Here is a 14192-nt window from a genome sequence, read left to right on the forward strand (position 1 = left end):
GCGGGAGGTCTGGCTGGCCGACCCGCGCATCAGCCGCGACCACACCTTCGTCTATCCCGACAATCGCGGGTTCTCGGGCAAGTGTTTGCCGAAGGATGTGAGCGCGATCCTACGCTCGTCGGCGGAGCACGGCTTCGCGCCGCCGCTGCTGGAAAGCGTCATGGACATTAACGAGGCCTACCGCGCCGCCGACCCGACGTACGCGCCGTACCGGCGAAAGGGAAAGCGCCATGGCCGGTCCTGACCCGGGCGCGATTCACCTCTCGGTCGTCGCGCCGGCCTACAACGAGGCCGACAACCTCGAACCCCTCGTCCGCGAAATCACCGAGGCCGTCGCGCCCCTCGGGAAGCGGTACGAAATCATCCTTGTGGACGACGGGAGCACGGACGGCTCGCCCGAGGTTCTGCGGTCGCTGATGCGCGAGGTCCCCGCGCTGCGGGTCCTGGGTCTCGAAGAGAACTCCGGCCAGACGGCCGCCCTCGACGCCGGTCTCCGCGCTGCACGCGGAACCTTCGTCGCGACCCTCGACGCCGACCGACAGAACGACCCCGCGGAGATCCCACGATTGCTCGCGATGCTCGAAGCGGACGAATGCGACATGGCCACAGGCTGGCGCGCCCGGCGGAATGATCCCTGGCTGCGGCGCGTCTCGACGAAGATCGCCAACGGCGTCCGCAACCGGCTCACCCGCGAGAAGATTCACGACTCGGCCTGCGGCCTGAAGGTCCTGCGCCGGGAGTGCATCACCGGCCTCAAACTCTTCAACGGCATGCACCGGTTCCTGCCGACGCTCGTCAAACTCGAGGGCTGGCGCGTCGTCGAGGTGCCGGTCCATCATCGGCCGCGCGCCGCCGGCACCGCCAAGTACGGCGTGTGGAACCGTGTGTTCAGGGCCCTGCGCGATTGTCTGGCCGTCCGATGGATGCAGCGACGCATGATCCGGTACCGCGTCACGGAATGGGAGCGCGACGATGACAATATGGCAGGATTTGGTCACAAAACTTGACTTCTGGGCCGCCTTCGGATTGGTCGCCCAACTCGCCTTCACCGCTCGCTTCGTCGTCCAGTGGATCACCTCCGAGCGCGCCGGAAAAAGCATCATCCCGCTCGGCTTCTGGTACTTCAGCCTCGTCGGCAGCACGGGCCTTCTGGTTTACGCCATCGTTCGCGCCGACCCTATCTTCATCCTCGGCCAATCGCTCGGCAGCATCATCTACCTGCGGAACCTGATGTTGATTTACCGCGAGCGGCGCTCCGTCCCCCCGCTCGAGAAGACCGGATCATGACTCCCGCGCTGACGCCGCGCGAACTGCGCCCGGACAAACGCCTCATCCTCTTTGTCGCCGCCCTCGCCGCCATCGCGGGCAAGGGCGTCATCGCCTACCTGCCGTCCGACAGGGACGAGCGACCCCTAGCCGAGGCTGTCCTGGAGAACGCGACTCCCGACACGTGTATCCTGGTGCTCGATCGGCCGGCGAAATACGGGTTGGAGTTCTATCTGGACGGCCGGCTCGAGTTCGCCACGATGCGGCCTCAGGAGCGCCCGGCCGACCGCGATGCCGCCGACCTCGTACGCGAACTCGCGACGCAGCCCCGCCATCCGCGGTATCTCGTGATCTACAAGGAAAACGCGGACGAGTTCGAGCGGCTCCTCCAGGACGCCGGCCTCTCCTACACACGACGCCCCGGCCCCGGACACTACGGCTTCCTTATCCTTGTCCCGCCGTCGGAGCGAAGTCCGATGATTGCCGCGTCTCCACGCCGTGCGGCCGCGGCGGCAACGGCGTGCGTGGCCCTTCTGGCGCCGGTCGCCGGCGCCCAGCAGCCGCCTCAGCCGTCCGAGCGGGTGTTCCAGCGGACGTACTTTTTCGAAGAAGAGGTCCGCCAGCGCCTCGAAGGGGCCGTTCCGGCCAAACAGCCCGCCCTCGTCGAATGGGGCGGCATGTACATCCCCTCGTACACCTACTTCAACGACACGAACAACGAAGAGGCGAGCCTGACGGTCCAGGACCTCCGCCTGTGGACGCAGATCACGCTGGACGACGTCCACCGGATCTTCGCCCGCGGCCGGCTGGCGTACACGGATTGGTCGGACGGCGATGCGGGGGCGTTCCGCCAGCACGACCTGGAAGGGATGAACCTCGAGATCGGGTACTACGAACTCGACGTCACCCGGGCGGCGGAAAAGTACTGGGGCGCCAAGTGGCCGTTCCAGATGCAGGCCCGCGGCGGCCGGCAGTACATCGAGTTCGGGCGCGGGCTGGCGCTCGGCCAAGTGCTCGATGCGGGGCTTTTCACGGTCGACACGGGGCAAATCGGGTTCACGGGCTTCGCCGGCCGAAACATCGAGAGCCAGGACAACATTGACCGCAGCATTCCGGGCTTCTCGCATTCTCGGCGAACGTTTTACGGGGCCGAGGTCCGTTACAAGGGCATTCCGCGCCACGAGCCGTACGCCTATTGGGTCCTCCAGCGCGACTGGTCCGAGGAGCGTCCGGAGAACGCCGCCCAGGATTACCGGTACGATTCGCACTATTACGCCGTCGGCGGCCGGGGGCAACTGGCGCCGCGGACCAAGTACGAACTGGAGAGCGTGTGGGAGTTCGGCCGGGGGGCCGCGAACGGCCAAATCGACGACCATCAGGAACGCGTCCGCGGCTTCGCGTTCGACGCCGAGGTGGACCATTACCTGAAGCACCCGATGGACCCGACGCTGAGCCTCGAATACGCCTACGCGAGCGGCGACGGCGACCGCCTGAACGCGACGAACGCTTTCCAGGGCAACCGCGCCGGGACGGTGGACACCTCGTTCCTGGGGTTCGGGTACGTCAACAGCGGCCTGGCCCTGGGGGCGCGGTTCACGAACATCCAATTTGTGCGGCTGGGCGGCCGGGTGACGCCTTACAACAAGAAGGCGGCCCTGGGGCGGGTGGACGTGGGCCTGAACTACTATTTCCTCTTCAAGTCGGACCCGGGCGGCCCGATCAGCGATCCGACGGCCGTCGAGGACTCCTCCGACCTCGGGCAGGAAGTGGACGTGTTCTGCGAATGGCGCATCCTGTCGGACCTGTCGCTGTCGGTGCACTACGGCCGGCTGTATCCGGGGCAGTCTTTCCCGGACCGCCAGCCGCGCGATTTCCTCTTCACGGCCCTGACGATTTCGTTCTGACGGCCCGGGCCGATTCTCACCCGCTGCGATTGCTCCGGCTTGCCCTGCGCGCTTCGTCAACGGGTGCGCCGATCATGCCGCGGCATCCTGACCGGATCGGCGCCGGAGCGGACGGATGAGCAGGAGGCCCAGGACGATCGTCGCGATGAGCAGCGACGTTTCGAGGCCCTGGAACGTGGCCAGGTCGCGGACCATGAGCCACGCGCTGTAGCCGTAAGGGCCGAACCAACGCTGGGATAAGGGCGAGGGCACCGGCCGGACCTCGACGTCCACCCGGCCGTGGTGCAGGTGCACGCGGAGATAGTGGAAGAAGTGGCGCTCGGAGTCGCTGCCTGCCAATCGAGCGCCGCCTCCGCCGCTGATGGTGTAGGGAATCCCCTCGTAGTCGCCTTTCAAGTAGCCGTGGACGTGCGAGGCGAAGATGTAGGTCACGCGACCCTTGTGGAGAATCTCGAGGAGGCGGCGGGACAAGTCCTCGGGGATGCAGTGGCCGAGGATGTCGTTGGCGCGGTCGAAGAGCGGTATGTGCATGACGACGATGCGTGTGTCGCAGTCCTGTGTGTCGGCCAACTGGCGCTCGAGCCATTGCATCCGGCTCTCGCCGAGACTGTCGGCGGTGTTGTCGTCAAAGACGATGAAGGCATGGGGTCCGACGCGGAAACTGTAGTTGAGGGGTCCCATGATCTTCGGCCAGAGGAAGCCGCCATCCTCAAGGTCGTGGTTGCCGGGCGCCGGTATGAACGGGACGCGCAGCCGGCTGTGGACCTGCTGGATGAACTGGCGAAAGTTTTCCTTTCCCTCCGTTTTCACCAGGTCCCCGCTGCCGATGACGAAGGCGATGCTCGGGTCGGCGGCGATGGCGTCCAGAATGGAGGCGAAGGGGGGATTGTCGCCCCGGTTGTCGCCGTAAACGATGAAGTGGAAATTGCCGGGATCGGCGACATGGAGGGCCTTCAGTTGGTCGGCGATCCAGTCGTGGGTGCCGACCGGGGCGACGTCGTCCCAGATGTCCACGGCCAGATAACCGGCGAGGCAGGCGGCAAACAGCGTCGCCTTGACGGGCCGGCCGTGAAGGGCCTGCCAGACGGCGGCGACGAATCGGCGAAGCGCGGAAAAGGGGCTCATTCGAGTCGCCTTCTCTGGTCTATGCCGGCGGGATACAGGCTCCTCATGGCGCACCCAGCCCGTCTGGTTCGGATGCAGGGGTCTGGGTATTCTCCGGCCAGCGGAACAGCCAGAAGGTTTCGTGCAAGCGGTAGGGATTGGAGACGCTGAGGACCGGCGCCAAGCCGTGGACGTTCCCGAGCATTTGCTTGACCTCGCCGGGATGTTTCTCGTCGCAGAGGAGGAAAAAGGGGTCGCCCTCGTCAATCTTGTCCCGGACCTCCTTGGCGCTCGCGAGGACCGGCAAGGGGTGGTCGAGATAGAAGACCACGGTATGATTCGGTTCGATGAAGGCGAAAAGGGGCGCCTCGGGCGGGACGACCTGGCGCACATGGCGTGCGAAGTTCGCGGCCGTCGTGGGCCGAGCCATCGGGCCGACGAGAGTCGGCCAAGCCCAGACGAAGGCGGCGGCGAAGGTGACGAAGAGAACCACCTGGCCGGCGACCAGGCGGCGGCGCACGCCGAGGAAGAGGGCCGCCAGCCCGCCCGCCATCCCCAGAATGCCCAGGATCGCCGCAGGGCCGAGGACAGCGGCTGTGGCGAGGTGCGGCGGAAGGCCGAGGGCGGCAAGGCCCCCGGGGGCCAGGCGCAAGAGCAGATAACCTGCCGGGCCGAGAAGACCGGCGAGGACGGCTACGGCGCTGTGGGCGATGAGAAGTCCGCGGCCGGGCCAGGCCGTCCGGGGCGGCGCCGGCGCCAGAAAATACCGCATCGCCAGGGCCGTGTAAACCGCGGCCGCCGGGAGGACCGGCAGGATGTAGTGTTCCTGTTTTCCGGCCGCCAGGCTGAACGCGGCGAGCGGCCCCAGAAGCCAGGCGCCGACAAAGAAGAGCCAGGGGCGATCTTGGAGCGTGCGGCGTGCCCGTCCGATCGCGAGCGCCAGGCCGCAGAAAAAGAAAAGGGTCCAGGGCGCCAGAAGGATCGGGAGTCGGAGGAAGTAGAACCAGGGCGGTTCCTCGCGTCCGAGTTCGCCTGCGGCACGGCCGACGGATTCGGCGTGCCAGATGGCCATCGCGTGAGGCACGCGAAAGGCGACGTAAACGGGCCAGGGCAGGGCGATGGCAAGAAAGACCACCGTCGCGACGGCGACGCCGCCCAAAGTCCAGGCCCATTCGCCGCGTCCAGATTCCTCGGGCCGGCGCGGGCGGCGGAGGCGCGCCAGGATGAATCCGACGGCCACGAGATACGGTGCCGGGAAGGTGATGAGCGGAACGGGCCCCTTGGCGAGGACCGCGAGGCCGGCCGCGGCACCGGCGAGTGTGAACCACGCGAACCGGCGCCGGTCACTGGCCTCGACGCCCATCCAGAGGGCGGCCAGCGAGGCCGTGATGAAAAGCGTCAAAGGCATGTCGGCGAGGGCGGTGCGCGCGAGCGTGAGGAACCCGAACGAGGTGGCGAGGATCGCGCCGCCGAAAAGAGCGGTGCGCCGATCGCACCAGTGGCCGAGAAGGACCGTCAGGATGAGCACCGTGCCCAGGGCCGACAGGGCGCTCGGCAAGCGCGCGCTCCATTCGTCCAGCCGGCCGGTCAGTTGGGCGACACCGGCGGCCATCCAGTAGGGGAGCGGCGTTTTTCGGAGGCGCGGCGAGTCGTTGAAGTTCGGGACGAGGTAAGGGCTGGGGCGCGAGCCGTCCGCCAGTTGCACGGGCCGGTCGAGAACCATGTTGCGTGCGCTGACGGCCAGGAGGGCCTCGTGGGTGCGGAAAGGCAGGTCGTCGCCCAGGCGGAAGAAGAAGAGGGCGCCCAAGAGAGCGGCCAAGCCGAGGGGGGCCAGCCAACGGTGTCGGCCGGTCCGGGTTTCGCGCGTGGGATCACGCGTCGTCATCGTTCATCTCCTCGTACTCTTGCCAGCCGTCTTGGGGCCCGGCCGGTGTTGCGGGGAGTGCGACAGGACGGCGGACCTCGATGAGATAGAGGCGTCCGAAGTCCTGGAGAAGGATAGGGTTGTCGCTGCGGACGCGGACGTCGCCGAAGCGGTCGGGCTCGGGATCGAAGGCGTACCCGGCGCCCGCGTACTTGAGGCGATAGGCGCCGTCGGCATTGGGCAGGGCGGCGCCCGCCTCCACGAGTCCGCGATCGGAGATGAGAAGCCACCGGACGTCGGAACCGTTCAACGCCTCTTCCAGGTCGAGAGAACTTTCGACCCGCATGCCGAAGCGTCCGAGATAGAGTGGGACGCAGGCACGTTCGATGCGGAAGACGGCGAACCCGTCGTCGCGGACGACGGGTCGGGCGGCCCGGGCGAAGGCGATCATCTTTTCGCCGTCCAGCGTCCGGGCCTGCTCGCTGAGGACGTGCGTCTTGATAAACATCACCCCCGGCAGGGCGAGGACGGCCAGCCAGGCGAGCCGGCGAATGTGCCACCCGAGACTCGCACGCACCGCCAGCAGGATCACCACGATTCCGAAGACGGGGATCACCGCCAGCACCCATCGCGTGGCCGGAGCGACGGTCTCCGGCACCGCAAGGACCGGATGGGCCAGGTACGGACTCAGGAAATAGAGCACGGGCAGCGCCACAAGCAGCGCGCCGGCGATGACGGGGGCGGCGGCAAAGAGGTGCCTCACCATCGAGAGGCGAAACTTCCCCCGCGGCTCGGCGTCCGCCAGGCAGTGGACGGCCCAGGCGCCCATAAGCGCCACGGCGGCGTAGCACGGCAACAGATAGTCCGGCCGGAAGCCATGGGCGAAGGAGAAGGGGACGACGACGGCCAAGATCCAGCACAGGGAGAGCCACAGGGGTCCCCGGCGCGAGAACCATCGCCGCGGATGCACGAGGAACAATGCCCCCAGGGCGAAGAAAGAGGCCGGAAACGCATGATAGAAGAGTTGGACGGCGGCCGGAACGGAGGTCGGCCGGGGAGGTTTGGCGCCCGCGCCGGTAAGCCGCTGCCAGAACTCCTTGTAGAGGACGTAGCGGAAATCCTCGCCGCCGGCGACGGCCATGGCCAGGATGAGGGGGCCGAGGACACAGACCATGGCCAGGATTCCCCACCCGAGGTGAAGGGCCTTGGCGGCCCGTTTCCACCGGCGAAGGACGAGCACCAGGGCGACGACGAAACGGTTTCTCCGGCCGCGCAGCATTCGGAGCGGTCGCCAGCCCGGGCCGAGCGCGGCAGCCAAGGCGACGGTCCCGCCGACGAGGACGGGGTTCACCAGGCCCCAACCTTTCGTGAGGGCCCCGAGGATCATGGTCGCCCAGAAACTGACGGCCCATTTCCATCGCGACGGCGCGGCGCAGCGATGAAAGAGCAAGCGGTCGGCGCACAGGATCGAGCCGATGATGCAGGCGGCGAAGAGCATGTCTGTCATGGCGAGATACGAGAGTTTGGCCATGTGGATGATTATGACCCAGAGAGCGGCGGCCAGGAGGCCGGCGTTCGGACCGAACCATCGCCGGCCCATGAAGTAGACCATGACGGCGGCGGCCAGGAAGGCGGCGATCGTCGGCAGGCGGAAGACGAAATCGTTGTAGAGGCCCGTCACCTTGGGAACCGGGGCCGCCAGCCAAAGATAGAGCGGGGGTTTGCGATAGAGGCCCCGCATCGGGTTGCTGGGCAGAAGCCAGTGGCCGCCTTCGGTGATGGAGAGAAGGGATCCGATGGAATAGACCTGGGCGTAGGCGTGGGTCGTGCTGGGTCCGTGAGCCGCGATGAGGACGACGCTCGCGGCGAGGAGGAGAACGAGCAGGAGGTCCATGGCCGTGGAGCGTGCGGCGGCTGGGGGGGGCGGGGCCGGTTGGCAGCGGTGGGTTTCGGGTGCGTCCACTTGTCGCCCTCATGCCAAGTAGGGTCAATCGTCGCCGGGACCGGCCGCACACAACCCTCTCCTGCGTGAAGCATTCTGGCAGTCGCGCCTCGCTGCGTCAAGGGAGCGGCTCGGAGGGTGTCGACGGCGCGAGAGGGATCGCGGTTTGAGGGAAGGGCGCAGCGCCGGGCGTCTTGTTGACGGTAGGGGGCGGGGGGCGTATGATGAGCGGAGGTATTTTACAGTTGTTAACAATCGGCTTTGGGGAACGAAACGGGGGGAGAAGATTGCGGATTTCGGATTTCGGATTGCGGATTGAAAGACGACGGCAAACGGCAAACAACAATGACCAAGAACGAAACGGCAAAATCGCACATCGACATGTTTAGCCGCGACCCGTAGGGGAGCGGGGACGTGGAAACGGCAAACGGCGAGCAGGAGCGGGATATGAAACGTAAGAGCGCGGCGCGAATCATTTTGGCGGCGGGGGTGGTGGCGGCCGCCTGGGCGGGCGCGGCGCACGGCCAGGTCGGCGGACCGACGGCGGTGTACCTGGAGCCGGCCGAGCGGCGGACCGTTCGCCAGACGGTCGAACTGCCTGGGACGGCCGAGGCGATCCGCCGGAGCACCGTGAGCGCGGAGACCGCCGGCCGCGTCGAGGCGATGGTCGCCGACGAGGGCGACTTCGTCCGGGCGGGGCAGGCGGTGTGCCAGATGCGGCGGTTGCCTGTGGAACTCGAGCTGAAGCAGGCCGAGGGACAGCTGGTCGCCGCCAGGGCGGAACTGAAGAAACTCGAGGAAGGTTACCGTTCCGAAGAGGTGCGTAAGGCGGAGGCCCAGGCGTCGGCGGCGCGGGCAGGCCTGGAAAAGTGGGAACTGGAATACGCGCGGACGAAACGGCTCCTGGCCGAGGGGGCGAGCACGGCCGCCGAGATGGAGACGGTCGAGGCCTCCTATCGGCAGGCCAAGGAATCGCTCGCCGAGGCCCAGGCGAATCTGGATCTCGTCAAGAGCGGGTACCGGGCGGAGGACGTGGAACAGGCGCGGGGGCGGGCGGCCGCCCAGGAAGCGACGGTCGGGCAACTGCGGGACACGCTGGAGAAGATGACCATCACCATGCCCTACGACGGCTTCGTCGTGAAGAAACACTGCGAGGCGGGCGAGTGGCGGAGGCAGGGCGACCCCGTGGTCGAGATCGTGGATTTGTCGGTCGTGCGGTTGCTGCTGGACGTGCCGGAGCGATACGCCGGCGATCTGGAGAAAGGGGCGTCGACGCCGGTTGGGTTCGAGAGTCTCACGGACCGCGAGTTCGTAGGGAAGGTGTCGCAGATCGTTCCGGCCTCCGCGGCGGGGACGCACACGATCCCGGTGCGGGTGGACATTGCGAATCCGATTGAGGACGGCAGGCCCGCCATTGCCGCGGGGCTGTTCGGTCGGGCGTGGCTGCCGGTGGGGAAGGAGCACGCGGCCCTTTTGGTGCCGAAGGCCGCGGTGATCCGTCAGACGGGACAGGATTATGTGTACACCGTGACGGATGTGCCGCCGCCGGAAGTAAAAAAGATGATGGAAGAGGCTGCCAAGGCCGCCTCGGGAAAACCGGCCGAGGCGCCGCCGCCCGTCCCGATGCCGCCGATCCGGTACGCTGTGGCTATTCCGGTGGAGATTGTTCAGGGCTATGGCCGTTTCATGGAGGTGAAGAGCGAGAAGTTGCAGGACGGCACGCGGGTGGTGACGCGCGGCACCTACCTTTTGTCGCCGGGCGCGCTCGTGCAGGAGTATCCGAAGGAGCAGGCGGAGGCGCCGGCCGTTCCTGAGAAGGCGTCGGGGGCGTCGGGGGCAAACCGATGAATTTTATCGCCTACTGCGTCCGCCATGTGGTGCCGGTGGTGGTGGGCGTTATTCTGCTGATGCTTTTCGGCATCATCGCGATGTTCGAGATTCCGCGCCAGTTGACGCCCACCGTCGAGGTGCCGGTGGTCGGCGTGACGGTCGTGTGGCCGGGTGCTGCGCCGCAGGAGATGGAAAGCGCGATCGTCGAGCGGATAGAAGAGCAACTCAACGCCGTGGACGGTGTGCGCGAGATGACCTCGTCGAGCCGGGAGAACGCGGCCGACGTCCAGTTGGAGTTCGACTGGGGCACGGACCGGGCGCTGTCCGGCGTTGACGTCAACAACAAGTTGAACCTGGTCCGCGACCTTCCGAAGGACGCCAACAAGCCCGTCATCTATTTCGGCGAACGGATGGCCCATCCCATCGCGTTCGTCTCGCTCGTGGGGGAAGGGAAGACCGCGGGCGATCTCCGCCAGTACGCCGAGGACGTGCTCCAGCCGTACTTCAAGCGGATCTCCGGCGTCAGCCGCGTGGATATTTACGGCGGCCGCGATCGCTGCGTCGAGGTCGCCTTCGATCCCTACAAGTTGGCGTCGCACCGTGTCACGCCGATGGAACTCGGGGCGCTTCTGGCGAGCGAGAACCGCAACACCCCCGCCGGCCGCATCAACGAGGAGAAGAACCGCTGGCCCGTCCGTACGGTCGGCGAATTCCGCACCAACGAGGACATTGAAGCCGTCGTCCTGCGCCGGCCGAATATGCCCGACGTGCGCCTGGCGGACCTCGTCAAAGCCGACATCCATGCCTACAAGGATGCGGAGAACTACGTCCGCATCGACGGCCAGAGCGGCATCGTCCTGGCGGTCCAGAAGAAAACGGGCGAGAACGTCGTGAGCATCATCCGGGATGTTTACGCGGCGGTTGATGATCTGAACAAGGGGCTTCTGGCCCGGCAGAAAATGAAGTTGGGCGTCGAGTACGACGAGGCCGCCTACGTGGACCAGGCCATCAATCTCCTGAAGGAAAACGTCTGGATTTCGGCCGTTCTGGCCGCGCTCGTCCTCGTGTTTTTCCTCCGCAGCGGATGGTCGATCCTGACGATCGGCGTGTCGATTCCCATCAGTTTCATCGCGACGTTCATTTTTATGTGGCTCATGGGCCGCACCCTGAACGTCATCAGCCTCGCGGGCATGGCGTTTGCCGTCGGTATGTTGGTTGATAACTCCATCGTGGTCCTCGAGAACATTTATCGGCACCGCGAGATGGGCAAGAACGCCGTCCAGGCGGCCCTCGACGGCGCCCAGGAAGTGTGGCTGGCGGTCCTCGCCTCCACGCTGACGACTGTGGCGGTGTTCCTGCCGGTGTTCTTTATCAAGGAGGAGGCGGGACAACTCTTCCGTGACATTTCGCTCGCGATCTCCATCAGCGTGACGCTCTCCCTGATCGTGTCCGTGACGGTGGTTCCGACGATGGCGGCCCGGGTGCTGCGCACCGCCAGGGCGGCCGACGTGGCGGCATTGGGCTGGGGCGGCTGGGTGGGCAAGTACCTTCTTTTCGGATGGCTCGGCGGGGGCTTCAAGGACGCCGTCGTCCGGCTGGTGCGGTGGACGCTGGCCACGATGACGCGCCGCCTGGGTGTGGCGGCCCTGATCATCGGCGTCTTTAGCGCCCTGATGGTTTTTTTCGCCATCAAGACCCCCACCACCTACCTGCCGCTGGGGAACCAGAACTTTGTTCTCGGCTACGTCATCACCGAGGCGGGGGCCAGCGTGGACCACAATCTGGAGATCGCCAAGGAGATCGAACGCCGTGTCCGCCGGCTGCCGCAACTCCGGCGGTTCTTCATTGTGACCATGCCGGACGTAATGTTCTTTGGCGCCCGTGCCGCGACCGGCAACGAAGCCCGCGGGATGACCTCGGCGATATCGGCCGCCATGGGCAACCAGCCGCCGCCCATGATGCCGGCGCGCTATCGCGGCGTGTGGTGGAAAGCGAACGGCCAATACTATCAGAAGCCCATCGCGGGCATTCAGGTCATGGCGGAACAGGTAGGCCTCTTCCAGCGTCGCGGATTCGCGGGCGGGCAAAGCGTCACCGTCACCATCCGCGGCGACGACATTGATGAACTCTATCGCATCGCCGGCGTCATGAAGCCGATGCTGGAGCAGACGGAGGGGATTCAGTTCATCAACCCGAGTTTCAAACTGGGGAACTGGGAACTCCGGCCCGTCGTGGATCGCAAGCGCGCCGCCGACGCCGGCATGACGGCCACCGACATCGGCTATGTCGTGGCGTCGCTTGTCAACGGGGTCAAGGTGGACGATTTCCGGCAGGAGAACGGGCGCGAGATCGATTTGATGCTTCGCGCCGACCCCAGGTTCCGCGAGCATATCGACCGATTGGGGGACATTCCCGTCTGGACGCCGGTCGGACGCGTGGTCGCCCTCGGCCAGGTGGCGCCCCTGGAACCCGCCGCAGGGTTCAACGTCATCGAGCACACCGAGCAGCAGCGCAGCGTCGGGCTCGATTGTTACGTCCAGGCCGATGTGCCCATCGGCGGCATCGTGGATCATATTCGCAATGACGTCATTAAGCCCCTCGAGGAGAATCACACGATTCCGGATACCTATGTCGTGGAGTTGCGCGGCACCGCCAGGGACCTGGCGCGGATGTGGGGCGCCCTGGAGTGGAGTTTCATCCTGGCGATGATCATTACGTACCTGCTGATGGCGGCCCTGTTTGAAAGTTTTTCCCATCCGCTCGTGATTATCCTGAGCGTGCCGCTGGCCGTCGTGGGCGGGTACGCGATGCTGTTCGTGGCGATGGGCTGGAACCTGCTCCTCGGGCAGGCGCCGCCGCTTCTGGACGTGGTGACGATGCTGGGCTTCATCATCCTCATCGGCATCATCGTCAACAACGCCATCCTCGTCGTGGCTCAGGCGCTGAACTTCATGCGGAACGAGAAGTTGCCGATGGTGGAGGCGGTCGTCGCGAGCGTCGAGAGCCGCATCCGCCCCATCTTCATGAGCACCCTGACGACCATCCTCGGCATGTTGCCGCTGGTCTTCAGGCCGGGTCCCGGGTCGGAACTCTACCAGGGTCTCGGGGCCGTCATCGTCGGCGGCCTCCTTGTCTCGACCATCTTTACGTTGATTCTGACGCCGGTTCTGTTTACCTTCGGTTTCCGATTCATGGAGTTGTGGCACGGCCTGCTGATCCGCCTGCACATCCTGGTGCCGGAGTCGGAGGGCGAGGCGCCCGGCGGCGGGCCAGGAGGCGGCGCGTAAAGGGCGGCACTCCCGTATGGCGGACCGGACGGCCAGCGACGAAGACCTGATGCGCCGCGTGCAGCAGCGCCGCGATGAAGAAGCGTTCAACCTCCTGTTCGCCCGCTACCGCGGACCGATCACCAGTTACGTGTACCGCCTCGTGGGGAACCGTGCCGAGGCGGAGTCGCTCGCGCAGGAAACCTTTCTGCGCATCCTCGAAAAGTCCGACCTGTATGATTACCCGAAACGATTCAACACGTGGTTTTACACGATCGCGCGGAACCTGGCGACGGACTTCCTGAAGAAAAAGCGGGCCGTCGTGCCGGACGATTTCCAGGGCCTCGCGGAGTCTCGCCTCGGATCCGCCGAGCCGGTGGCCGAACGCCAGGTCGCCTGGCAGGAGGAACTCGAGCGCCTGAGCCGGGCCCTCCTCGAATTGCCGGTCCCGTACCGCGAGGTCGTGGTTTTGCGGGCCCTCCAGGGCCTGTCCTATCGGGAAATCGCGGCCATCGTGGATTGCCCGGAATCCACCGCCCGGAGCCGGATGGACTACGGTTTGGACTATCTGCGGAAATTCTACCGGCGGGGAAGTGCGAAAAAAACGGACGAATCGGCCGACGAAACGCCTCCTTAGTCGTATAACTTCGCAGATGGGCCGGAGGGGTTCGGGGCCCTTGCGGGTCGCATGTCGGCGGTACGAAGTTACGTCCGAAAACGCGTCGGGGCGTGGCGGTCATCGGATGCAAGTGAGGCGAAGGGCAGGGAGTCTATATGGATTGTCCTCGCGCACATGAATGGTACGAGTTGGAACGGGGTCCCTCCGCAGGATGCTGCGCAGGCGCGCCGGGATCGCGGGAAGACGCGGACCGTCTGCGCCGCCACCTGGGCGAATGTGAGGCCTGCCGGGCAGGGGCCGAGCAGCACCGGAACCTGGCGGCGTCGCTGGAATCGCTGGCCGAGCGCTCGCGCGCGGATCTGTCGGACGAAGCGGTCGAGTCGCTTTACCGGCGGGC

The 14192-nt window shown here is 66.2% G+C and carries 11 protein-coding genes; 8 read left to right on the forward strand and 3 right to left on the reverse strand.

The features are described 5' to 3' along the window. The 4 genes from NTX40_09475 to NTX40_09490 form a co-directional block, all read left to right on the forward strand. The coding region (locus NTX40_09475) for a hypothetical protein (GenBank protein ID MCX5649306.1) at window positions 1-244 on the forward strand (244 nt) is incomplete at its 5' end. Beyond that, complete coding sequence (locus NTX40_09480; protein MCX5649307.1) at window positions 231-1007, forward strand: glycosyltransferase family 2 protein; 777 nt, start codon at window positions 231-233, stop codon at window positions 1005-1007. The genes NTX40_09475 and NTX40_09480, both read left to right, overlap by 14 nt. After that, entirely contained in the window at window positions 973-1287 is a 315-nt protein-coding gene (locus NTX40_09485) for a lipid-A-disaccharide synthase N-terminal domain-containing protein (GenBank protein MCX5649308.1), read from the forward strand. Before NTX40_09480 ends, NTX40_09485 begins: the two co-directional genes overlap by 35 nt. Next, window positions 1284-3170 carry an alginate export family protein gene (locus NTX40_09490; GenBank protein ID MCX5649309.1) on the forward strand — a complete coding sequence of 629 codons (1887 nt, stop codon included), beginning with the start codon at window positions 1284-1286 and terminating at the stop codon, window positions 3168-3170. Before NTX40_09485 ends, NTX40_09490 begins: the two co-directional genes overlap by 4 nt. Before the next feature lie 72 nt (window positions 3171-3242). Here NTX40_09490 and NTX40_09495 read toward each other — a convergent pair whose 3' ends face one another. The 3 genes from NTX40_09495 to NTX40_09505 are packed head-to-tail and all read right to left on the reverse strand — an operon-like array spanning window position 3243 to window position 8101. Beyond that, window positions 3243-4295 (reverse strand): metallophosphoesterase, encoded by a 1053-nt coding sequence (locus NTX40_09495; protein MCX5649310.1) that lies wholly within the window; start codon window positions 4293-4295, stop codon window positions 3243-3245. 43 nt (window positions 4296-4338) lie between these two features. Continuing rightward, a complete protein-coding gene (locus NTX40_09500; protein ID MCX5649311.1) occupies window positions 4339-6159 on the reverse strand; it encodes a phospholipid carrier-dependent glycosyltransferase in 1821 nt (606 codons plus the stop codon). Continuing rightward, a complete protein-coding gene (locus tag NTX40_09505) occupies window positions 6146-8101 on the reverse strand; it encodes a glycosyltransferase family 39 protein (protein ID MCX5649312.1) in 1956 nt (651 codons plus the stop codon). The genes NTX40_09500 and NTX40_09505 overlap by 14 nt, the downstream gene beginning before the upstream one ends. Window positions 8102-8527: 426 nt before the next feature. On the opposite strand from NTX40_09505, the gene NTX40_09510 reads away from it, so the two are divergent. From NTX40_09510 to NTX40_09525, 4 genes are all read left to right on the forward strand, one after another. Continuing rightward, on the forward strand, window positions 8528-9928 hold the full coding sequence (locus NTX40_09510; protein ID MCX5649313.1) for an efflux RND transporter periplasmic adaptor subunit: 1401 nt from the start codon (window positions 8528-8530) through the stop codon (window positions 9926-9928). Beyond that, the gene (locus NTX40_09515) at window positions 9925-13197 is read left to right on the forward strand and encodes an efflux RND transporter permease subunit (protein ID MCX5649314.1); all 3273 of its coding nucleotides are present in this window, start codon (window positions 9925-9927) and stop codon (window positions 13195-13197) included. The genes NTX40_09510 and NTX40_09515 overlap by 4 nt, the downstream gene beginning before the upstream one ends. 16 nt (window positions 13198-13213) lie before the next feature. Beyond that, complete coding sequence (locus tag NTX40_09520) at window positions 13214-13813, forward strand: RNA polymerase sigma factor (GenBank protein ID MCX5649315.1); 600 nt, start codon at window positions 13214-13216, stop codon at window positions 13811-13813. Window positions 13814-13950: 137 nt separating this feature from the next. Next, window positions 13951-14192, forward strand: a 242-nt coding sequence (locus tag NTX40_09525) for a hypothetical protein (GenBank protein ID MCX5649316.1), incomplete at its 3' end; no start/stop codon positions are given.

The organism is Planctomycetota bacterium (assembly GCA_026387035.1).
GTDB lineage: Bacteria > Planctomycetota > Phycisphaerae > FEN-1346 > FEN-1346 > JAPLMM01.

Bases quoted from the DNA above. Each gene is read 5' to 3' on its own strand.
- NTX40_09480 (MCX5649307.1), top strand. From the start codon at position 231: ATGGCCGGTCCTGACCCGGGCGCGATTCACCTCTCGGTCGTCGCGCCG.
- NTX40_09485 (MCX5649308.1), top strand. From the start codon at position 973: ATGACAATATGGCAGGATTTGGTCACAAAACTTGACTTCTGGGCCGCC.
- NTX40_09490 (MCX5649309.1), top strand. From the start codon at position 1,284: ATGACTCCCGCGCTGACGCCGCGCGAACTGCGCCCGGACAAACGCCTC.
- NTX40_09495 (MCX5649310.1), bottom strand. From the start codon at position 4,295: ATGAGCCCCTTTTCCGCGCTTCGCCGATTCGTCGCCGCCGTCTGGCAG.
- NTX40_09500 (MCX5649311.1), bottom strand. From the start codon at position 6,159: ATGACGACGCGTGATCCCACGCGCGAAACCCGGACCGGCCGACACCGT.
- NTX40_09510 (MCX5649313.1), top strand. From the start codon at position 8,528: ATGAAACGTAAGAGCGCGGCGCGAATCATTTTGGCGGCGGGGGTGGTG.
- NTX40_09515 (MCX5649314.1), top strand. From the start codon at position 9,925: ATGAATTTTATCGCCTACTGCGTCCGCCATGTGGTGCCGGTGGTGGTG.
- NTX40_09520 (MCX5649315.1), top strand. From the start codon at position 13,214: ATGGCGGACCGGACGGCCAGCGACGAAGACCTGATGCGCCGCGTGCAG.